The organism is Peribacillus sp. FSL R5-0717 (genome assembly GCF_038002945.1).
GTDB classification, from domain to species: domain Bacteria; phylum Bacillota; class Bacilli; order Bacillales; family DSM-1321; genus Peribacillus; species Peribacillus frigoritolerans.
In genome coordinates this window covers 4401633-4424878 of the sequence record NZ_JBBOOF010000001.1, presented here as the reverse complement: position 1 = coordinate 4424878, position 23246 = coordinate 4401633, and the positions used below count along the sequence as shown (strand labels likewise).

16 protein-coding genes and 3 pseudogenes are annotated in these 23246 nt (G+C 36.4%); 5 read left to right on the top strand and 14 right to left on the bottom strand.

Annotated features, from left to right (window positions below):
• Positions 1-77: 77 nt before the first annotated feature.
• The gene (locus NYE65_RS21375; protein ID WP_095395746.1) at positions 78-299 is read right to left on the bottom strand and encodes a hypothetical protein; all 222 of its coding nucleotides are present in this window, start codon (positions 297-299) and stop codon (positions 78-80) included.
• A 355-nt stretch (positions 300-654) separates the two neighbouring features.
• Here NYE65_RS21375 and NYE65_RS21370 point away from each other — a divergent pair, with 355 nt between their 5' ends.
• Both NYE65_RS21370 and NYE65_RS21365 read left to right on the top strand, forming a co-directional pair.
• Complete coding sequence (locus NYE65_RS21370; RefSeq protein WP_340861608.1) at positions 655-906, top strand: hypothetical protein; 252 nt, start codon at positions 655-657, stop codon at positions 904-906.
• A 433-nt stretch (positions 907-1339) separates the two neighbouring features.
• On the top strand, positions 1340-1792 hold the full coding sequence (locus NYE65_RS21365; RefSeq protein ID WP_328178231.1) for a hypothetical protein: 453 nt from the start codon (positions 1340-1342) through the stop codon (positions 1790-1792).
• A 309-nt stretch (positions 1793-2101) separates the two neighbouring features.
• Here the strand turns inward: NYE65_RS21365 and NYE65_RS21360 are convergent, their stop codons facing one another.
• The 3 genes from NYE65_RS21360 to NYE65_RS21350 all read right to left on the bottom strand — a co-directional run bounded on the left by NYE65_RS21360 (position 2102) and on the right by NYE65_RS21350 (position 5558).
• Positions 2102-2416: an MTH1187 family thiamine-binding protein gene (locus NYE65_RS21360; protein ID WP_057276246.1), complete on the bottom strand. Its 315-nt coding sequence runs from the start codon at positions 2414-2416 to the stop codon at positions 2102-2104.
• A 343-nt stretch (positions 2417-2759) separates the two neighbouring features.
• Entirely contained in the window at positions 2760-3929 is a 1170-nt protein-coding gene (locus NYE65_RS21355) for an MFS transporter (protein WP_340861607.1), read from the bottom strand.
• Positions 3930-4181: 252 nt separating this feature from the next.
• A complete protein-coding gene (locus NYE65_RS21350; RefSeq protein WP_340861606.1) occupies positions 4182-5558 on the bottom strand; it encodes an aminotransferase-like domain-containing protein in 1377 nt (458 codons plus the stop codon).
• 160 nt (positions 5559-5718) lie between these two features.
• On the opposite strand from NYE65_RS21350, the gene NYE65_RS21345 reads away from it, so the two are divergent.
• Positions 5719-6621 (top strand): DMT family transporter, encoded by a 903-nt coding sequence (locus tag NYE65_RS21345; RefSeq protein WP_340861605.1) that lies wholly within the window; start codon positions 5719-5721, stop codon positions 6619-6621.
• A gap of 446 nt (positions 6622-7067) precedes the next feature.
• Here NYE65_RS21345 and NYE65_RS21340 read toward each other — a convergent pair whose 3' ends face one another.
• On the bottom strand, positions 7068-7280 hold the full coding sequence (locus NYE65_RS21340; RefSeq protein ID WP_063576823.1) for a hypothetical protein: 213 nt from the start codon (positions 7278-7280) through the stop codon (positions 7068-7070).
• Between the two features lie 631 nt (positions 7281-7911).
• The gene (locus NYE65_RS21335) at positions 7912-8094 is read right to left on the bottom strand and encodes a hypothetical protein (RefSeq protein WP_340861604.1); all 183 of its coding nucleotides are present in this window, start codon (positions 8092-8094) and stop codon (positions 7912-7914) included.
• Positions 8095-8699: 605 nt separating this feature from the next.
• Here NYE65_RS21335 and NYE65_RS21330 point away from each other — a divergent pair.
• Positions 8700-9791, top strand: coding sequence for a GerAB/ArcD/ProY family transporter (locus NYE65_RS21330; protein WP_340861603.1), 1092 nt, complete (start codon positions 8700-8702; stop codon positions 9789-9791).
• A gap of 260 nt (positions 9792-10051) precedes the next feature.
• Here the strand turns inward: NYE65_RS21330 and NYE65_RS21325 are convergent.
• From NYE65_RS21325 to NYE65_RS21315, 3 genes and pseudogenes are all read right to left on the bottom strand, one after another.
• Positions 10052-11408: pseudogene (locus tag NYE65_RS21325) on the bottom strand (IS1182 family transposase).
• Between the two features lie 535 nt (positions 11409-11943).
• Entirely contained in the window at positions 11944-13110 is a 1167-nt protein-coding gene (locus NYE65_RS21320; protein WP_328178225.1) for a serine hydrolase domain-containing protein, read from the bottom strand.
• Between the two features lie 713 nt (positions 13111-13823).
• Positions 13824-15092: pseudogene (locus NYE65_RS21315) on the bottom strand (IS110 family transposase).
• A gap of 297 nt (positions 15093-15389) precedes the next feature.
• Here NYE65_RS21315 and NYE65_RS21310 point away from each other — a divergent pair.
• Positions 15390-16232: a carbonic anhydrase gene (locus NYE65_RS21310; protein WP_340861602.1), complete on the top strand. Its 843-nt coding sequence runs from the start codon at positions 15390-15392 to the stop codon at positions 16230-16232.
• A gap of 1221 nt (positions 16233-17453) precedes the next feature.
• Here the strand turns inward: NYE65_RS21310 and NYE65_RS21305 are convergent.
• The 5 genes and pseudogenes from NYE65_RS21305 to NYE65_RS21285 form a co-directional block, all read right to left on the bottom strand.
• Positions 17454-17591: a hypothetical protein gene (locus NYE65_RS21305; RefSeq protein ID WP_275726054.1), complete on the bottom strand. Its 138-nt coding sequence runs from the start codon at positions 17589-17591 to the stop codon at positions 17454-17456.
• Between the two features lie 633 nt (positions 17592-18224).
• Positions 18225-19090 (bottom strand): annotated as a pseudogene (locus NYE65_RS21300) (L-lactate permease).
• A 166-nt stretch (positions 19091-19256) separates the two neighbouring features.
• A complete protein-coding gene (locus NYE65_RS21295; protein ID WP_340861601.1) occupies positions 19257-20696 on the bottom strand; it encodes an amino acid permease in 1440 nt (479 codons plus the stop codon).
• Between the two features lie 62 nt (positions 20697-20758).
• Positions 20759-22033: a peptidase gene (locus NYE65_RS21290; RefSeq protein ID WP_340861600.1), complete on the bottom strand. Its 1275-nt coding sequence runs from the start codon at positions 22031-22033 to the stop codon at positions 20759-20761.
• Between the two features lie 25 nt (positions 22034-22058).
• On the bottom strand, positions 22059-23240 hold the full coding sequence (locus tag NYE65_RS21285) for a thiolase family protein (RefSeq protein ID WP_340861599.1): 1182 nt from the start codon (positions 23238-23240) through the stop codon (positions 22059-22061).
• Positions 23241-23246 lie beyond the last annotated feature (6 nt).

Genomic DNA, 23246 nt, shown 5'->3' with positions numbered 1-23246 from the left:
TGATCCATATTTGAATGGCTATTTGCTGTGAATTTTCTTGTAATAAGTAAAGTTAGGGGTCTTTTAATTTACAATATTTAGGATATTAATCCAATTGCACTTTTTAGTACTTTCGGTGCTTTTTTAATTCCTTCCGTTCCAACAAAACTGCTCGCACTCGCTATTAATATGCTTGAAGAAATGAATTTGACCACATAAAAAATTCCTGATCCAATAATTAGATCCAGGATTAAAAACCTTTTAATTGTTGAACCTTTTATTATATAAATAACGATTTGGTCGTTTTTCTTCATACTCAGATTGGTCACACCCTTATCTTTTTCTAAATGTTATGTCAAAGAGGGGTTGTCATATTCTTCTGCATCTTGTCTTTACTATTTAATAAAAACTGCTTTCTGTTAGCGTCGGGCATAAAAATCCTTATACAAGAAACGCTCACAAAAGGTCTCTGGATTGCTGATCGTTCTATGATTTTGAAGGAAAAAGCTGTTAATAAAGAAGAGCTATAGTATAAACTTGATGTATCCCCCGGATAACGGACACATAGAAAAAGTGCCCCTTATCCGGATTTTTATTCACTAGATGTAATTGGATAGGGGTTTATAGTGGACCCTCCCCTATAATTAGTGCGGTAATCTACATAAGGAGACAACCATGTATATTTGGAATATTAACAAACTTGTCAAGGCGTTACAGGCAGGAACAATAACTGGCAAACAAAAGAAAAGATATCGGATAACTTTTTGGGTACTAGTTGCTCTTACAGTGTTTTCACTGCCAGGAGTTTATAACCCTTCATCTATGAATGGATATGATGTTATTGATCTAATTTTATTTTTTATTATCAATATGATTGCAATCTATCTTTTAGTCGGTATTTATAAAAAGAGAATGAGGAAAGAATAAGATTTCTTCTTACCCTTTTTTGGCTTACTGATTCCACTGTTTTTACGTAACAGCTTATGGACCATACTTTTAACTATCATTGGCTCAGTTTACATTGTCTTATTTGCTCCTTATCATTCACTTGAGGAAACTAATATTCTCGATGTGAGTATTAATGCTACTAGTCGAAATTGTCATGAATATTATGTTTGTCCATTACTTTAAGAAGATATATAACTAGTAAGCACCTTTTTTGGTGCTTTTTTTAATTTGACTTCACATTTTCACTTCTTCCTGACAGCTTCATTCATTCCTTATAGGTATCACGTTTCATTACTATTAATTAAACAAACGAGAATCAAAAATGAAAAAAATTTGCTTCTTATCAGTTTCTTAGTACTAATCTCTTTTTCTCCTAATAAACTTAATAAACTAACTATTTAGGAGGGGTGCAATGTTTAATCAAAAGCAGGATAATATTAGGCCGCTTATTTGTAAAATTAATGACGTCACTTACCAAAAGTACCATCTATATAAGAAATCATATGAGCGGGAAGTTTTCGTCATAAAAGATTACGGTGAAGACCGCGGTATTACCAATAAAAGTATTGCATTATTCGAAGCAGTCAAGGATCATTTTGATCGTTTTAAAATTGCTAAAATTACTAAAGAAATTAATAAAGATAATATTTTGCTCGATAGCGATCTCATCCTTATAGACAAAAAAGGAAATGAGCTACACCTTTCTGGTTGTAGTTGCGGGTATGCTGGCACTGGCTCACAGGGGACAGTTGAAATTTTGAATAAGGCTGGATTCGAGATAGATAGAAGGTTTGTGTTTTGTTCAAAAGGATTCACTCTTTTTCATCCAAATGAAGAAAAAGAACTTTATGGCGAACGTTTATAAATTATCCAGATAACGGTCTATATCTATCATTACCTAATCTCCTCAGCAAGATATAAAATGGAAATGTATGAAATAAAAAATAAAAAAGCCTTGGGAACTGATTAATCAGTAATACCAAGGCTTTAAAGCTATTAATACATTGACATTAATTAAAGATCATTAACGAAACTCGGGATATATCTATGAAGAACAGCAATATATCGACGAAATTCAGGATGTATCTCCAAAAAACAGCAATATATCAACGTAATTTAGGATATACCCCCGAAAATAGCATTATCTACATTTCACTGTTAATTACAAAACCTGTTATTCCTCAAGCATGCCCTTCACTCGTTCTACTTTGTCTTCCATCCTGCGTTCTTTATCACGACGGTCATCGATTCGGATATTGGTACAAACTCTAGCAAGACCTTTTTCAAAAGGTACTTCGTGCATCGCTTGGATCACTTCAAACAATTTAGGCAGGTCGCCTTCAATGATTGTATTCATGGGTGTCAATTGAAAACGAATTTCCCCCTTCTCTTCATATTGCTTTAATACTCTTTGAATATCCGCCACATAGCTGCTAACACTTGGAGTTTGTGTACCGACAGGAATAACCGTTACATCAACTATTGCCATTCTTATTCACCAATCCTTTATATGTATTTCAATCAAGAAGCATCCATCCTATAGAAGACGGATGTTTTTACTATTATAACTCAAACTTCGCACCTGGGAAATTTGAGAGGAGCTTTGATGTTTGCGATTCGTGAATCAAAGCACTTCTACTGGCAAGTAAAATAATGTAGAATCGGTCAATTAAAAAAGGAAGCGTTGATTTTTTAAACTTTTCCTGATGATTAGGTCATTAGCTGCTTCTTTTATACATCCCTTACGAGTAGAACTGGATGTATTCCAGTTCTACTCATTTTGGTATTCCAGCTAACAAATCCACCTCTATTAAAATAGAGGTGGATTTGTTTTAGATCGATTTATTATGCCTTATCTTTTCATTTATATAATCCTTATAGACCAACACAGCAACAACAATAAAACTTAGACTAACAAGCCTGTAGATCATCTCTAAACTGATCCATTCTGCTAAAATACCTAATACAAACGCGCTAACTCCAACACCAACGTCAAAACTGGAAAAAAAGGTTGCGTTGGCTGCTCCTCTTTTTTCTTCACTTACCTTTTGAACAGTCCATGTTTGTAAACATGGCATAACGGTACCATAACCTGCCCCAAATAAAATCGCAGCAACGATGAGTTGAGATTCATTTGTCGTATATGACAGGATAACAAGTGAAAAGAATCCTAACCCAGCTGCCATAATGATAATAGACCAAGGTCCTTTTTTGTCATACCATTTTCCGGAAAACGGACGTAGTAAAGTTGAGACAGTTGCATTGATAAGGAAGAATAGAAAAATATGATCTACTTCCCTTTGCTTCCCAAAAAGAACCAAAAATGTGATGATAGCCCCAAAACCTAGTGTTGTAATAACTGTAAGTAACGCTTGGAACCATACGTCTTTTTCAAAAATCATATCCAAAAAGCGAAATGGCTTCTTCTCACGCTTTACAATAGTAGGTGAATAGACAAATTGAAGCGCAAGTACTGCCAATAAGCTCAATACGGCTGATGACCATATCAATATATCGAAGGAAAAAGAGTCATAGATAAGGATACCTATACTCGGTGCAACGATAGCCCCGACCGTTGTGGATATAGAAAAATACCCTATCCCTTCTCCTAAGCGTGTCTTAGGAATAAAATCCACTACCATTGTACTGTTAGCTGTGGTTGATACCCCCCATGCTGCACCATGGATAAGCCGTAACAATAGAAGAAGCCATATCATATTAAGAAACGGATATAGAATTGTAATGACCATTAAAGCTGCACTTGCACAAATGGCCAGACTTTTCCTCTGGTTATCCATTAAATAGTAACCTACAAAAGGCCTGATTAAAACAGCACCTATCGTAAATAATGATGTTACTAGACCAACTTGAATGGAAGATGCATTCATGCTTAACAAATAGGCAGGCAAAATAGGAAGCATCATTTCAAACCCAATAAAAACTAAAAAGTTGCTTATAAATAAAAAAAGAAATGATTTATTAAAGATTCTTTGATTTTTCATATGATTATTCCTCGCTTCTAAATTATTTTTCTAAGTTAGAAGCGTTTGGAACACCGAAACATTTTTCAATTGCCTAAGGTTTTTAGTCAATTGACTCACCCTCTCTTAACCCCTAAAAAAATTTATCAAACAATCATAACAGAACCTATCCTTATAAACAAGCAGTTCTTTTTTTAATAACTTTATAGGAAGGAATTAAGTGAGCGACAAGTTAAGATTGTTTAGGTTGTGACCGGAAAAACCCGACACTTTTTAAATGAGTAAAAAGTTATTGGGAGTACTATGCTTTTTTCTACTGTCAAGTAAAGCAATACAGTAAGCCAATCGCTCTACCCCTAGTTTAATTTGACTCTCGTTCACTTGAGAGATGCATAAACGAACGAGATTCTCCTTTTTATATTCTGCTAAAAACATTCTGGAGGCATCATCAACATATATATGCTGCTCGTTTAGCATATGAACCACCTGTTTTGCTTTCACATGCTCGGGCAAACTGATGGAAAGATAGAATCCGGAATTCGGTTTAGAAAAAGAAGTATTAGCCGGCAGCAATAATTCACATGCATCTTGAAGGATTTGCATTTTAGTTCGGTATACCTCTTTTACTTTTTTGAGATGACTATTAAACATACCGCTTTTTAAATAGATTTCTAGCGCACCTTGAGAAAGTGCTGAACTATTAAAATCCGAACTGAATTTATACCGTAAAAAGTTGTTCATCATTAATGCAGGAAGAACGACAGTCCCAATCCTTAACCCTGGGAGAAAAATTTTCGAAAGGCTTTTAATATAAATCACTCTCCCAGAAGGATCAAAAGAAAATAAAGGATCGGATTTTGGATTTGGATCAAGGTCTCCTAAAATATCATCCTCCACTATGTATACATCGTATTTTTCTGCTAACTCAACGATTTTTTTCTTTTCCCCATTCTTGTAACTATGTCCAAGTGGATTGTGAAATCTCGGGATAATATAGAAAAATTTTATATCATTATTTCGAAAAATGTATTCCAGTCGATCAAGATCTATCCCATCCATCGATAATTCGATCCCAAAAGTGGTCGCTTGATGCAGATTGATGGACTCGATAAATCCAAAATAAGTAGGCTGTTCAATTAGAATATTGTTTTTTCCATTTGGAAATGGCATAGAAACTAATAAATGGAGGGCTTGCTGCGAGCCAGAGACAACGACTAATCTTTCTGGTTTAGTGAAGACCTGTAAATTCTCCAGATATTTCACCAACTGTACTCGCAGTGAGTAAAGCCCTTGTTGATCAGAGTATGTAAATAGCTCTTCTTTGTAATGATCAATTGCTTGATTCATACAATGTTGAAATTCAACATAAGGCATAACATTTTTATCTGGACCGGCAGACAAAAAATCAATCACCTCATTCTCTTCCTTCGCTTTTTGATATTCATTCACAACATAATAGCCGCTTTTAGGAACAGAATAAATTAAATGCTCTTTTTCAAGTTCTGCATATGCTTTAATTACCGTATTTTTGCTACATAAAAAATACTCAGATAATTGACGAACAGAAGGAAGTTTACTGCCTGCAATTAGCGAACCATCTTCTAGGCGAAGCTTAATGTCTTCCATTATCTTTATATATTTTGAGTTCATATATTAATCCCCCTCCAACTGTACCAGGACAGATAGGTAAAAAAACGGTTTATTTTTATTGAATGTACTCATAGTATGTTAATTATATCAGAACTGTTTTTAAGATTAGTAAAAAATGGTACAGATGTGGTACAAAGTATAAAGATTGGGGTTGGAAAAGATGCTGGGGGAAACAAGAGAAAAATTCGGATTATTTTTGGGATTGGTGGGTGTCATTTGTTTTAGCTTAACACTCCCTTCAACAAGTGTTGCAGTGGAGTATTTTGGGACTACGATCGTTGGTTTAGGAAGAACAGTTGTAGCCGCTATTTTAGTAGGGGTGGTATTGATTGTTCGAAAAGAAAAACTACCTTCCCTTCGCCAATTCAAGCGACTACTTATTGTTGCTTTTGGTGCAGTTTTAGGATTTCCTCTCCTTACTTCTTGGGCAATGGAATCCTTGCCTGTTTCTCATGGAGCTGTGGAATTGGCTCTCTTACCGTTAGCAACAGCAGGATTTGCCATATTTAGAGCAGGTGAAATCCCATCTCTCAAATTCTGGATTTCAAGTATCATCAGCTCTTTAGCGGTTATTATGTATGCACTTCATCTTGGGTTCGGCCAATTGCAATTAGCCGATTTAGCTTTACTGGCAGCTGTGATCATACTTGGACTTAGTTACGCAGAAGGGGGGGAATTATCTAAAGAGTTGGGGAGCTGGCAAGTGATTGCATGGGCCATTATGATCGGTGTACCATTCTTCATAATTCCAGTTGGGCTGAACCTTACAACAGAAATGCTTCATGCCCCTTTACAAGCATGGATTAGTTTCATTTATCTTGCAGTGGTTAGTCAATTTCTAGCATATGTTGCTTGGTATAGCGGAATGGCAATGGGCGGGATAGCGAGAGTTAGTCAGATTCAATACTTACAACCATTTTTGATGATTGTATTTGCAACAGTATTTCTAGATGAATCCATCACATTTTTCACCATTGTAATAGCAGTAATTGTTGTCTTTTCTGTAATAATAGGCAAAAATGCTCCAGTAGCAAAAAACGAAGCTGTATCAAGGAAAAGCTAACTGCATGAACTGAATTCCAATAGATGTAGAGGCCGTCAGTCATGAATATGGATTCAAAATAAAAATCAACAAAATCAAAGGGAAACTAAGTTATGTCAAAATCATCCATTGTAAGGACAAAAGTTAATCATTGATCAACTGAACGAATTTCGAATACGGATGAGCAACAGATTTCATTATTAATGAAATCAAATCTAAAGAAATAATAGAATGTTACTGCCTAACAGGAGTGTTGATCAAATAAGGATTAACGCTCTTTCTTTTTCAAATTAGGCTTAAATCTCGTATTGTAAAATCCTTATATGTAAAAGCTTCCATATTCATTATATCTTCCAGATCCCACGACTTAGTTTCACTAAAAAATTCTTAACCGGTTTCTTTCCTTATCATGGTTCATCTTTTACACCGCCATAAAAAAGCACCCAAACCAATGGATGCCTTCTCCTTTATTCATTAATTTTGACTTCTTTCAATAGATCATTCCTATACGAAATTGCATCTCGTTCAAAAACTTTTTTAAACCTGTTTTCGTACTCTTCACGGGTTATTAAACCTTTTTCTTCCAGTAATTCCACTATAGTTCTAACCCTTACTCTACTCGACACTAATTCGTTTGTCATATTGGACAATAAAATACTAATTTTCTCATCATCATTCATTTTCTCATCCCCTTTGTTTAACTAATTTGACAAAAGGGACCAATTCCCTGCAAAAAAAAGCACCCAAAATAATCGATGCTAATGTTTTTAAATAAGTAAAATAAGAGTGGTGTTTGTTCCTCTTTTACACCCTCATATAAACTATGAGCCATACCATAACACCATATTATGGATAACTTTATTCCATCCTATGGTAATAATGCACCTTTTACTCTATGTAAACTCCTTCAATCTTTGCTACATAAAATAATGAATGCATGTTAACAGCTAAGTTTATGCTATTCTATCGGCTTAACCTTATATCTCAAAACTGTTTTTAATTTTGCAGGTTCAACTTTCCTAAAATCTGAAAGATATATTTCTCTATGTTGTAATGACGTTTTTTCCAGATTATTATTTTTTATGAATTTATTCATTACTTTAAAACTTTAAGGTTCATCATCATATGGACCAACATAAAGCATTTGGACTGATAACCCATCTTGAAATGTACCGAACCTTACATCATTTAGAAATGGATGTGGTTTCTTTTTTTCTACATGTTAAAATGCTCTTTCCACTATTTTCTTTGTTACAAAATCTGGTTGTCTAATCATGATCGTATATAATAATTCATCTTTATTTAAAGTATCTAGTTTCTTACCCTCTTCCGTAAATCCCAAATCCCTTCTAATGGATAAACGGTATATTCAAAATATCCAGCTGGAGTGTAACCTTGCTTCGGCATCATCCTGACCGCATAAGCCAATGAATAAAGAACACCTATCTTTTCAGCGAATTCGTGCTCATTTGGATTTTCTTTTCCCTTTATCAAAAAAAATTCTGTTCTGGAATTGATACAAGTTCAGGTTCTTGTTTTATAAATTCTTCTCCGTTTTCTCCATTCGTATTTCATTAGTTTTTGTTCCCTTCTATATACTTTTTCCATCCATCTAGAAAATAACAAACAGTTTGTCATCTTATTATCAAAGGACAAAAGTTCCTCTAAATGTTCATCCACAACCTTTTTATTACCCGTGAGGAAAAGAACATCATTACGATAAATCTGCCCTTTGTCCTAAAGGTCTTTAAGATTCACTATTGGGTGATATTTCGTTTCATCACTTATCTATTATACCCCCGCTGTTGTTCCGGGATAAAACTTTCCAACTATCTTTCGGAAAAGGGCATCCCGATTCTCTATTTCCCTTCTTTGTCCACTCACGCTTGAACATTCCATATTGTAAACCATCCCCATCGCCGTCCACATGTCTGTTCCTTCTCTAATGCCTCATGAAAATCGTTTCGATTAAATGTTAGCTCTCAACTTAAGGATCCATACAAAAATTCCATTCACAATTTGATCGATCTTTTTGAATAGATTTCACTTATAAAAGCCAGGATATTAAAATATATGTGTGATACAAATGAGGGTCCTACATGAATCAAGCTGGTGTTAATGAAAAATATAAGGTATCGCCATTTTATGTGTTTTTTTTAGTGCATTCCATGCAAACTGGATTAGGCGTATTGAGTTTTCAAAGAGATTTGGCTAAAGCGACGGGAACCGATGGCTGGTTATCCATACTCCTAGCTGGATTGATTGTTCATATATTAATTTGGCTAATCTATAAGATATTTAGTTTTGTTCCTGGCGATATAATCTCCACTAATAATCATGCATTCGGTAAATGGATTGGTAATTTCTTCAGTCTTTTATTTATTCTTTACTTTTTTATCCTTGGAATGACGATCATAATCGGTTATATAAATGTCATTCATGTTTGGATGTTTGAAGAGGTACCTTCTTGGGCATTTGCTTTGGTTTTCCTTATCTTGATTTATTATATAAATACAGGGGGATTCCGAACCATTACGGGTATTGCCTTCTTAACTGTACTAGTTTCATACTGGCTTTTATTTGTACCTTTTTATGGTTTTAGATACTCTGATTTCACCGGTTTTCTTCCTATTTTCCATCATAATTTATTCGAAATAATGAAAGGAACTAAAAGTTTTTCATTATCCATGCTTGGATTTGAAATGATACTGATGTATTATCCGTTCATCAAAAATGCTGAAAGATCGCAAAAGTATGCTCACGGAGGAGTTGTGCTCACTACGTTATTGAGCTTATTACTTTATTTTGTATCGATAGTCTTTTATTCACAGAAACATTTGACCCTTACTCTATACCCAACACTAACATTGACAAGTATTATTGAGTTGCCATTTATTCAACGGTTCGAATACATAACTGTTTCTTGGTGGACCATCATTATCATACCCAATATGGTCATTCCTTTGTGGGCTGCCAGCAGGGGGGTCAAGCGCTTATTCAATGTCCAGCAAAAATATCCCTTATGGGGAATGTCCATAATCATACTACTTGTGAATATACTTTTTTATGATATTGATTCCTTATATATATTAAATAAAATAATCAATCCCTACATCGTATGCTTCCTTGTTATATATTTGCCTCTTCTTTTTGTTTTCATAAGCATTAAAAAATCGCGGAACCGGTTATGAAAAAGTTTGAAATTCCTAGTGATACTGTATTCTGCTGTTCTTATAACGAGCCCACTATCACGAATTGTCCCCATCAGATAAATATCAATTCCTTCACCAAATAAGTTCGGGCTAGGAAAACATTAGGAAGACCACATATTGTGGTCTTCCCAGTTTATAGACAAAAGGGGTTCGAAATAAAAAAATTCTGAACCCCTTTTGAAATTCCCTTAGAATTTTCGCCTAAAGTTAAGAGATTGGGGCTCTACGAGCCCACTATGTTAGGCCATTTTTGGACCTCGCCATGTCCAATTGGCCATCTTCTTTAAATTAATGGCAGTGAAAGTAAGCATCGCCTGCATCGACAATTTTTTAAGTCCCCTTAAAGTAGTCCAACGCATACCATGCTTTTCTTTTGCATCTGCGAATACACGCCCAATCGTTTCTTTACGTTTTGCATATATAGGTTTTACATCTTGATGATGACGCAGATGATCTGCTTCTTCCACATGTGTTTGCCAGATATGCCGTGTCACCACTTTTTGACAGTCTTTGCTTTTTGTACACCGAGATAAAAATGAGCATGTTGTACAAATTTGTTTTGGCGATTTGTACTCACGATAGCCCTCTTTATTTGTTGTTGAGTACTTTAAAGTTTCGCCCGAAGGGCAAAGGTAACAATCAATATGTTCATCGGATACATAGTCCTGTTTGCGGAAAAATCCTTCTTTGGTGCGAGGACGTGTATAAGGTAAAGCCGGTATGATTTCTTTGTTAAATAGGTAGCTTGTAATCGCTGGTGTTTTATAAGCTGCATCTGCGGCCACGGCTTCCGGTTTTCCAACTTTCTCAATCACTTGTTCTACTAGTGGCTCTAAGATCTGACTGTCATGTATATTTCCAGGTGTTACAATCGTTCCCAATACAAAACCGTTGTGGTCTTCGGCCGCGTGGAATGAATAGGCAAACTGTTTTGTTCGTTCATCTTTCACATAATAGCCACTCTCAGAATCCGTTGTACTTTCTTTAATCTCTTTGGTCTCTTCTTTATCAAATTTATCTGGTGGAAAAGGCTTTTTTCCATGGTTTTCACGATCTTGATTGATTTCTTCTTGAAGACGTCCTTGATACGCTCGTGTTTCTTAACGAACGATTTTCTTTTCAAATTACCGTTTATTCGCACTGGCTTCATTTGTGTGAAATCCACGAAAACGTGTTCAGCACTTATTAACTTTTTATTAGCAGCTGTCATTAAAATGCGATAGAAAATCTGTTCAAACAGGTCTGTATCTTTAAAGCGTCGCTCATAATTTTTCCCGAACGTGGAGTAGGAGGTACTTTATCATGGAAACCATAGCCTAAGAACCAACGGTAAGCCATATTGGTTTCCACTTCTTCAATCGTTTTACGCATGGAACGAATACCGAAGGTATATTGGATGAAAGTCAGTTTAACTAAAATAACCGGATCAATACTTGGGCGTCCTACCTCTGAATACATATCTTTCACCAAGTCATAAATGAAAGTGAAGTCAATGGCAGCCTCCATTTTACGAACCAAATGGTTCGGTGGCACCAGTTGATCTAAAGTAATTATTTCAAGTTGGTCCCGCTGAATAGAATCATGTTTAGAAAGCATCCTCATCATCTCAGGTTTTAATGCTTTTATTTTAAAACAAAAATGACTCTAGGCAAAAGTGTTCTATCTAAAAGGTAAGACAAAGTTGATTGGAAAGGAAGGTACGAGACTCCTACGGGAAAAGCGCGTCTAGGGAGACCCCGCAGGCGAAAGCCGAGGAGCCTCCCCGACCGCCCGCGGAAAGCAGGTGCCCTACGTTCCAATCAACGTCCAAATTGTACAAGCCATAAAAATAGCCAAACTCGATTTTCATCGAGTTTGGCTATAGTCTGCAACAAAAAGGTTCTAGAACCTTTTTGTTGTATTTACCTTTTAAATCCACCTTCTGAATGAATCTAACTTGTAATCCAATCTGCTTCAATCGCTCATTAGAAATGTATTAGTTCTTGCAACATTTTAATGCATTAACCTTTATTTGAGAAGGAGTTAACTTTTTCTTGCTTAATAGCTATCTGTTTTTAAAAGTTAGTTGGGTTTTTTGAACCATAAAGATATATTTTTAACTATAAAAACTATGAAATTTTTTCCTTTTTGCCTACTTGCTAAATTCAGCAAGTAAAATATTTTTAAAAGGATCAGGACTGTTATCCCTACCCAAACTGTTCAAACTGATGACCAACGTATGCTTGCCTCCAAGTGTACCTCCAGCAAGAGTAGAAAACCCTAGAATGCCACCTGTGTGTCCCCATATCGAGGCACCGTTTGGAAGCTTAGTTTCAAAGATTCCAAGACCCCATCCATATCCTGCTATTCCTGTAGGAACTGTAGTAAGCATTTGTTTTAGTTGCTGTTCCTTCAGTAATTTGCCACGGAGCAAGGAAGAGAAGAATTTATTTAAATCGTCAGCAGTAGAAATCATATCTCCAGCCGAGCTAGCTACACTTGGGTTATAATAAGTAACGTCTTTTATGTCACTTGCTTCGTCTGGTTGGGAATATCCCCGGGCATGCTTGGTGCCTGGAATAACGCTTGAATTGCCAGGCAGGAATGTACCCGACAAATCAAGCGGTTCAATAATCCGATTTTCAATCTCTTCCGCGTAACTGTTTCCGGTTACTTTTTCAATAAGAATACCCAGTAATACGTATCCTGTGTTTGAATAAGACCAGCCCTTACCTGGGTCAAAGTCTGGGGGCAGTGAAATCCCCATCTTCACTAGTTCTTCAGCCGTATAAGGTTTTTTTGTATTCATAAGATCAACGTCTTTTGACCTTGTGTAATCAGCGATACCACTTGTATGGTTCAATATCTGCCGGATGGTAATCTGTTTATCATTATATCCGTTTCCTTGAATGACACCAGGCAACCATTTTTCGATAGTGTCGTCTAGATTCAAGCGGTTCTCTCCAGCTAATTGAAGTACAACCGTTGCGGTAAACGTCTTCGTCACGCTGCCAATGCGAAAGCGAAAATCTGTTTTCATTGGTTTCTTGGTGCTCAGATTCGCTACCCCAGCGGCATAACCCCATGTTTTTCCATCAACGGATGTTTTAGCAAGTATCCCCGGGAATCCAAGTTGCAATGCATCCCGCATTTCTTGCTTGACGGAATTATGATCTCGTTGAGTGCTTGTTTGGAACGAACTAGATACATTTTGAGTGGGCTCTACTTTTGCAATTGAGGGTGGCGATGAGTATAGCAGGGAACTTCCAGTTATTAACAGGCCCAGGCTTGCAAATGTAATTTGACTACGTATTTTCATAAGGCCTTCCTCTCCTTCTATTAATATTGTATAGGTGGTTGCTTGTTGTTCCATATGAATCCCACAGCTATACTTTGCATAAAATGACTATCCTCGTCTTGATACTCATCATTCTCATATTGATTTTCAATGTGTTTTTATAAGGAATTGTTCCATTTCTTCTACATATGATTTAGATCTATCTCATTTTACCATAAAAACCCAATAATTAGATTTAAATATCATTTTTCTATTCTCATGGTTTAGTATTTATTGCACAGTTCGAATACAATATGCTTGATGAAGTCCCTCAGTTTAATTCGATTTTCTCACAAATACTCGCTTATTCGCAGGATTTCATCACCCTTGAATTTATGTTCAAGGTTATATGGAGTGATTTCAGACATGAAGATCTCGTGAAGGCATAGTGAAATAAAGGAGTTGTACAAAACTCCACATTTTACCATATAATGCACATTCTCCACGTCGCCCCTGGAGGCTTTCCCTCCCATGTCTCAACGGGTCAATTGCCCTATCATTCCTTCGTCATGCCTATCCAAGGGGTGGAGGCCAGTTATGCTATCCTGATGGGGCGGTGCCCTTTTGTTCAAGAAATCTGGTACTCCATACATATTTGAAATCCTACGAATAAGCCAACATTAGTAAAAAGAAAACTATGAACATCAGTTTTTAAAGGTTCCCTTCTAAAACTATTAAGACATCCCCCTTTAAAACTACGCAACCAGTCCAGTTATAGGTTGAACTTTCTCTGCACAATAAGACTCGTTTCTGTGTGCTATTCCAACAAATATCCTGGCTAGCTTACCTACCAATTTCATAATCGATTTCATTTTCTTCATTTTTTTCACTTTAACATTATGGGAGTGAATGGCTTGAAATTCCGTGTTATTCATCACAAAGCTCATGGTGGCTAAGTAAAGGAAACGCCTTAGCCTGGATCGCCCTCGCTTAGAGATAACAATTTGGCCTTTCCACTTTCCAGAGCTTGCTTCAGCCAGATGCAAAACAGCGTGTCGAAGTAAAGAATTACCGTGTGAAAAACCACTTAGATCTCTTGCTTCACCTAATATTCCGGCTAAAGAAATTTCACTAATTCCCTTTATGGCAAGCAACTTCTTGGCAAAAGGTATTTTTTTAATACATCCTTAACCTCTTGTTCCACTCTTTCGAGTTGTAAGACTGCGAGATCATACTCCTCTAATAATTGTTCCAAATGGAATTTTTACGCTTCAAGTGCTTGTCTTGTGCCGACAGATTTCTTAGCTAACTGAAGAAGTAATTGAGCTTTCTTTAATCCAGGCTGCCTCTTCATTATTGATTTCCATCCTGAAACAACATGGTTTCAGGGAAAGCCGTTCCATTGGAGATGGAAATAAACGAAGTGTGGCAATAGCCCCTTTAGCAGTAATGTCTTTAAATAATTGCCTGAGTTCGGGAAAGACAATATCAATCCAACGGTTTAATTGATTAATCGTGCTAACGAGTCGTTTAACTACCACATCACGGTTAGACATAAGGACCCTAAGTATCTCAAATGATTCTGAAGTGTCCCTGACAAAGGCGTAGTAACCGTTCTTCACCATATCAGCGATGACCAGGGCATCTTTCTTATCACTTTTCGACTGAGTATTATCACGGTTTTCTTTATTCCTTTTTACTAAGTGGGGGTTTACCGTTACTACCTCAATTCCTTGTTTAAATAGCCATTTTGAAAGATTAATCCAGTAATGTCCTGTAGGTTCCATTCCCACGATGGCTACGTCAAGTTTATTTAATCCTTGAAGCTTATTCATCCATTTTAATAAACTAGCAAACCCATCTTCATTATTTTCAAATGTAAGTGGATCTCCGACTACAATTCCACGGAAATTCACTGCTCTAGCCACATGTAATTGTTGGGCAATATCCACTCCAACAACAAGGTGTTTATCGGAAATTCTTTCTATTAGTTGATTTTGTTTATCCTGCATTTTAAACTTCATATTAGGGTTCCTCCTTAGGGTTTGAGTTAGAGTGGTGTCTTACTCATATCTTATTGAGGAGCCCTATTTTTTTCAAAGCTGAAAAATAACGAACTACAGGAATGCTATCCTATTGCATAAAGAAAAAGCTGCCTTAAAAACAACTTCGATCTTAATACAGATAGGTAAGGGTTTGGTCTACTTTTATCAAAACATGGTCTGTGAACATTTTTTAGAAAATAACGTTTACCATTTTTTCATTTTTAGTATATTATTGTATAGATTATTAAAAGCTGGTAAAAGGAGCGTTAAATCAACATGAAAAAGAATCTTGCTTATCCATTTTTAGTTGTATCTTTAGTCTGTTTATTAGAAGCTTGCTCGTATAAAACTAAGGAAACAACTGCACAAAAAGAAGAGGAACAAACTACTGGTACGAAAGAAAGTGAAGCAAAAGAGGCTCATAGTACACACACTTCTAATTGGTCTTATGATGGGGACACGGGACCTGAACACTGGGGAGAACTAGACCCTGCAAACTCAGCCTGTGCCAATGGAAGTGAACAATCACCAATTAATATTGATTTCTCCCAAGTAAAAGCGGATAAAACATTAGAAGGCATTCAAATCAAATATGAGCCAACAACTTTTTCACTCGTAAACAACGGTCATACAGTGCAGGCTAATGCCAAAATAGAAAGCAACAGCATTGTCGTTGAAGGAATTGAGTACAAGCTCGCTCAATTTCATTTCCATACTCCAAGTGAACATCAATTTAATGGCCAAAATTATGATATGGAACTGCACCTCGTACATAAAGAAGCGAATGGAAAGCTTGCCGTCCTTGGAGTGATGATTAAAGAAAGAAAAGAAAATCAAAAACTGGAATCTGTTTGGGATGTATTACCGAAGGAAGAAACAGAAAATGATATTACCGTAAAAGAACCGATTGATTTACAAGCTTTACTGCCTCAAGATCAAACGACTTTCCATTATATCGGTTCGTTAACGACCCCTCCTTGTACGGAAGAAGTAAAATGGGTAATTTTTGAGCAGCCAATTGAAATGTCAAAAACACAAATTCAAGCATTCCAGGAAATTTCCCCTGACAACAATCGTCCTGTTCAATCTTTAAAAGAACGAGAAATGATTAGGAACTAGATAAATAAAGATGTCATTTACTGTTTTTTACACCGAAAAAGAAACAGCTATTGAACCGAAATAAGAGACTGCGAGAAATACTTAAGGATATAAAAAAGTCACTTAAAGAGGAAATATGCAGTGTCGAATAATTCAGACCTGTAATATCACAAAAGGTATTAATAAATCAATTATCAATATACCGATGCAGTACTAACCGGATTGTTAAAAGATGAATTTGGTTTGCTTCTAGGGATTGAAGAAAATAACCGAATAAAGCCAGCTGGCATAATGGAGTTTGTCACTCCTGCAGCCAGGTAACAATTCTATTGTCATGATTTAATTGTTGATGAAAACAAGAAGTTCATTTATTTAGATCCGTAGATTAAATGCAAGGTGAAGTTTAGAAAATATACAAGATCAGGTCTAGTACGCTTATCAAGACCTAAATCATAAAAATCCATAAAAATTTAGGGTGATACATATTAGTCATATATATTATGTATCACCCTTTTACTTCTTGTTCAACAAAAGCGCACGATTGTGGTAGATCGACAATACTACAAATGCTATAGAGCCTTGCGCTTCTTGAACTATAGCACCCGTTAGCCATCCATGAATCGCAAGAATCGGCGATTCACCACAAAGAATGAAAATGGTTAGGAAGTGTTAATACTCAGGACCTTAATCCATTCAACCCTAATCCATGGACTAATTAATTAACGCTTTCCTCTTTTTTTAAACGATTGAACAGGGACTTCTTAAGTATTGTCATTTTTCATTTTTAAAGAAACTTATTTTCATGTAGTTCAACAACTAATTCATTTGCATTAAGCTTGTCCACAAAAATTCTTCTCCGAAAAATTCACTTGGTTGAGTAATCTTTTTCATTATTCTAAAATTAATGTATCAAAATCCTTTGCGAATACTTCTTTAAGTCTGCTACATACGGCAGTCTTCATTGTGTTAATGATCTGGTTTTATTTATCTGGGCTCATCAGATTATATTGCAGAGGTGAAAAAGTGGATAATTTCAGGGGTGTTAATTAGTTAAAGTCTCCATTTAAAGACTTTAGTGATTGATTAAAAAAGCCAGATTTCTCTAGATAATATAGAGATATATCAGGCTTTTAATAATGAAAATATCTTAATGTTGTAAATCTGCTTTTTCATAAATGTACCCTTGAATTAGCTACTGAAGGAATTGGTTTAAACGCATTTATCCCGGAGATTGCTTTTATCTTAATACTCTATTTCATCGTAATCTTTAGGCTGATGGACCGGCTGCCCGTTTTCGCTTTTAGAAATATCATTAATTGTTTGCAGCTCCTCTTGTCTTTCTTCAGTATCCTTTTCATTTTGCTTTACTTGCTTTTTCATGGTGATTCCCCCCTTCCAATGGTTCTAAAAATTAATATGCACTAACAAAGGTTTCAGCATGCATCTAAGAAAAATGCAGCCAGGTCTAACTGCAACATGATTGAATAATTTTTCCATCCTCATATTCCTTTTCACACTAACAAGGCTTGATTTGTCAGTGAATCTCTCCGTCCGGATTTTGGGCCATTTCTCCCTTAAACCATGTAAAAGGAGTAAGCAAGAAGAATGAATGATGTTAACGATGGTGAATAATAACCGATACTTCATAATGCTCCTGCAAATCCAGTTAACCCAAGAGGGATGAAAATCAGTGAACCCAGGCAGCATGGAGCCATAAAAAAATCCGAAAATACAGCGGCTAACTGCGACACTTTTTCCTTCATGATTTAAACTTCTCCATGCTGCAACAATCATGCGTTGTTGTTTCTTTCTTTGTTTCTGGATAAAGTTCAAAAATATGATGAATTTAGGTTGGAATTATTTATGATACGGTTCACCGTAAACGATTGTATTTCAATTTATTTTCAAATAAGTGAGCAGTAAGATTAATTTTTAAAAGCAACTTTTTCTTTGAAAAAGGAATCAGAGTAGTTCTCTGATTCCTTTTTACTAGTTAGTTATATAAAAGTATTACTAATAAAATAGCGATAATATAAATGTCCAAATGCACACAAAAGCTAATAACCCAAAGCTATATTTTAATGTCATTTTCGTTAAATCAGATTCTTTTCCTGTTTCACCAACGGCTGCAGCTGCTATTGCGATTGACTGTGGAGAAACAAGCTTTGCCATAACTCCCCCGGCAGTGTTAGCAGAAACTAATAATGATGAGTTTGTGCCTATGATATTACCTGCAGTAGCTTGTATAGGCGCAAATAACGTATTGTTATTTACTACAGACCCCGTCATAAACACTCCAATCCATCCTAATAGTGGTGATAGTAATGGGAAGATATTTCCTGTTGTAGCAACTGCTTCACCTAAAGAAATTGTTAATCCACCATATGTCATTAACTTAGCTATACCAATAATTGCACAGATCATAATGATTGGAATCGAAAATTCTGAAACAGTTTTTTTAGGAGAGACAGACCCTCACTTAAATTGATTGCTTTCGTCGTTACAATCGTCGTTAAAGCAGCTAATAATATCGCTGTTCCTGTTGCACCGATTAAATCAATGCCAATATTGATCGAAGATCCCGGTACTATAAATTTCAGTACAGCCGATTCAAAAATTCCTCCTTGAGAAAACAAACCTTTAAATGCAGGAAAGCTCCAAATCAAAACAAATATTGTTAATAAATAAAATGGAGACCATGCCTTTACAACATCACCCATTGAATGATTTTCAAATTCATATTCTTTGCCGTTGAGTAAAAATATATGTTTAGGCTGCCACTTATTAAGAAATAATGCCAACAAACCCATTGTTAATAGTGAAGGAATAATGTCAGCTAACTCTGGTCCTACAAATATTGTAATGATCGCTTGGGCCACTGTATAAGTAATAGATGTCACCAGAATAGCCGGCAATACTTCTCTAATCCCTTTAAATCCTTAACCCTCAAAACCGGTGCGATTGATTTTCCCCAGTAATTATTTAATATGTTAAACTTTTGCACCAGAACCATATAATCTGTTATTTATTGTTCACTTTTTGTGTTTAACTTTTATTTATTAAACGCACATTTTCATAATCCTCTTGAACCGATGACTCAACATCTTTCTTTCCACGTTTTTGCAAAAATAAAATATATATTAAATGAAAGGCAATGGCTACTGGAACACCAATATAAATAGTCAACTTAGTTCCTTCGTCAAACACTAAACTAATTAATACAACCAGATTAAAGACAAACGCCAAGATAGGAACTAAAGGGTAAAGTGGGGTCCGGAATTTTAGATCACTAACTTTTCCACCTTCAGCTACATATCGTCTGCGGAAAAAATACTGAGATGCCGCAATACTCATCCAAGCCAACATGGATGCCATTCCTGCTACAGAAAGAATCCAAGTATAAATAGTTTCAGCTGCTACTTTTGAAACAAGAATAGACACACAGGAGATCCCCATACTAGCCGTTAAAGCAAGTAAAGGCACACCTTTTTTGGTTAACTTTTGAAAGGATCTTGGTGCCATCTTAGAACTAGAAAGAGAGTATAACATCCTAGTAGTGGTATAAAGACCAGAGTTAGCAACAGATAGTAATGAGGTAATAATTACAAAGTTCATAATATCGGCTGCATATGGTATACCGATGTTATCTAGAGCAGTAACAAACGGACTAGCATCTGGCTGGATTTGTTGCCAAGGTACAATAGAAACAACGATAATTATTGACAAAACGAAGAATAATATAATTCGGTAAGCAGTTTGGTTTATAGCCTTCGGGATTGTCTTCTCTGGATTTTCACTTTCACCAGAAGCAATTCCTACAAGTTCCGTACCACCTAACGAATAATTAACAGCCATCATAGCAATAACTACTGCAAATAATCCATTAGGGAAGAAGCCGAATTCTGTTAAGTGTGTAAAATAAGGAGCTGCTGGTTCACCCTCAATTGGTACAATACCAAAAATAACGGCTAACCCAATTAAGATAAACGAGATTATAGCGGTGACCTTAATACTCGCGAACCAGAATTCTGTTTCTGCAAAGCTACGCGCAGAAAGGGCATTAACAGAAAATAGTACAATTCCAGCAATTAACGACCAGATCCATGGAGAAATATCCGGGAACCACCTTTGCATCAGCGAACCTATAATGATAATTTCATACGCTACGGTTGAAGACCACCCAATCCAATAAATCCACCCAACTGTAAAGCCTGTCGATGGATGAATATATTTCGTCGCATAAGTTTGGAAAGATCCAGATACTGGCATTTCTACAGTCAATTCCCCTAAGCACAACATAACTAAATACATAATAAGTCCGCCCATCATATAGGCTAAAACTGCGCCTATAGGGCCTGACTGACTAATCGTAAAACCTGAAGCGTTGAAAAACCCTGCACCGATTACGCCACCTAAAGCAATCATAAATAAATGGCGACTTTTCATTACCCTTTTCAGACCTTGTTCATTATCTAATTCAGCCATAACACCCTCCTAAGTAAAATCAGCCGTTTTATGCATGAAATAATTATGGCATTTTCTATAATTCAGATATTGTCCTTGATACTACACCACTGAATTATCGTTAATGCAATAATTTCTGCAGATTTAAAAACTTTATCCAATTCAATATACTCATCTGGGAAGTGTGCCATTTCCGTTGTCCCTGGTCCAAATATAACTGTTGGAATTTTCCCGACTTCTGTAAGTAATCCCCCATCAGTTCCCCAAGGAGAAGCCTCTATCACGGGTTCTTCACCAGTAGTTTCTCTATATTGTTGAACTAACGTATTCATCAAATCATGTTCAAGATCAATTTCCCCTGGTAGCCATCGAGCACCAAACCATTCTAAGACAGGAGGGTTATCATTAAACCATGGGTCTAGGATTGATAATTGTTGTAGACATTCCTCCATTTCATGTTGTGCATCTTCTACCTTCTCGTTAGGTGCTACCCCCATTCTTCCCTCTATTTTTAGCAAATCAGGTACTGAAGATGGCCAGTTTCCTCCTGAAACAACTCCGATATTAATAGGAATTGGGATAGGGGTTTGCTCGTAAAGAGGATCATTAATACGTTGATTCCGTTTAGACTCCAAAGCCCTGATTTGCTCCACTAGTATCACTGCTTTATCAAAAGCGCTTACTCCCTCATATCGTGTTCCCCCGTGGGCTGATCGTCCTTTGACAAAGATCCTAAACCACATAGATCCTTGCTGTTTAGGGAAAATTCTCATATTAGTAGGTTCAGTGATTAGTGCAGCATCAGCTTTATAGCCTTTTAGAATCGTAGATAAAGTCCCTGTTCCACCACTCTCTTCTTCTATAACACTCTGAAAAATAACGTCGCCTCTAAGCTTAATATCGAGTTGTTGAATGGCATGTAAGGATAAAAGAAATGAGACTAGCCCACCTTTCATATCCGTAACACCACGACCATACATTTTTCCTTCCTTAATTGTTCCACTATAGGGATCATCTGTCCATTGTTCATGATCACCTTCAGGGACAACATCAATATGTCCGTTTAAGATGATAGAACGGCCACCACCTGTTCCGTGTAGAACACCTACAACATTAGGACTTCCTGTAAAATCATCCCTTGACGAGCAGAAGTAGGGGCTTTCGGTTAATTCTTTTCCACTTGGCTCCCAGGCATCCACCTTTAACCCCATTTTTGACAATTCTTCAGTTATTATTGATTGCGCTTTTGACTCATTTTTAGAAATACTAGGAGATTGTACAAGTCGCTGTAATAATTCTGTACCTTCTTCATAATGCTCTTTTAACCATATTTGAATTTGCTCTTTGATTGATTGCAATACAGTTCACCTCGCTTTAATGCGGTTATAGTGTTAGGTTTTCATATATGACGGTAAGCCCCATTCCACCGGCCATACATAGCGTCACCATTCCATACTTTGTTTTGGTACGTAACATTTCATTCATTAAACTAACGGTTAGCTTAGCACCAGTTGCTCCAACTGGATGCCCCAACGCAATAGCTCCACCATTAACATTTACTTTTGAATAGTCTAACTCTAATTCTTTAATAACAGCTAATGCCTGTGCAGCAAAGGCTTCATTAAGCTCAATCAAACCAATATCATCTAAAGTTAATCCGGCTAATTCTAGTGCCTTTTTTGTTGCAGGAACAGGTCCAATTCCCATAATACCTGGTTCCACACCAGCACTTGAAAACGCTCTCACTTTTAACAAAGGTTTTATACCTTTTTGTAAAGCTTTCTTTTGTGACATCATTAGTACTGCTGCTGCACCATCGTTCATAGGGCACGCATTCCCAGCTGAGATTGACCCATTTGTTTTAAAAACTGGTGGAAGATTTATTAATTTATCTAGCTGAATATCCGATCGTACAGACTCATCTGTCCTGAAAAAGTAAGATTCTTTCATCCCGTGGACCTGAACAGGTAAAATTTCCTCTTCAAAATAATGATTTTCAATGGCATGAGCTGCCTTTTTATGGCTATCAAAGGCAAATTTATCTTGTTCCTCGCGGGAAATACTGTAAATTTGCGTTAAGCGCTCTGCCGTCATTCCCATATGTTCATTTTCCAACGAGCAAATTAAACCATCAGTTAATAGGGCATCCTCCATTTCAATGTTCCCAAACTTTGTCCCCCATCTATTTTTAACTAAATAAGGGACCTGACTCATATTCTCTACCCCACCTGCAATTACCACCTCTTCTTGACCGGCCTTAATCGTTAAGGCTGCGTTAGTAATTGCTTTTAAACTTGAACCACATGCCTTGATTACAACATGTCCTGGAACACTTGTTGGGAATCCAGCTAATTGTGATGATATTCTAGCTGAATTTAATCCTCCCCCATGTACATATCCATGTCCAAATATTACTTCATTTACATCCTCTTTGGTAAGAGTGGTCTTACACATTAAACCTTCTAATATTAGTCTTCCCATTTCAGTGGCGGAAGCACTTTTAAGTGACTTTCCAAATGCACCCACTCCAGTACGAACTCCTGCAACGATGACGGCATCTTCCATTACATT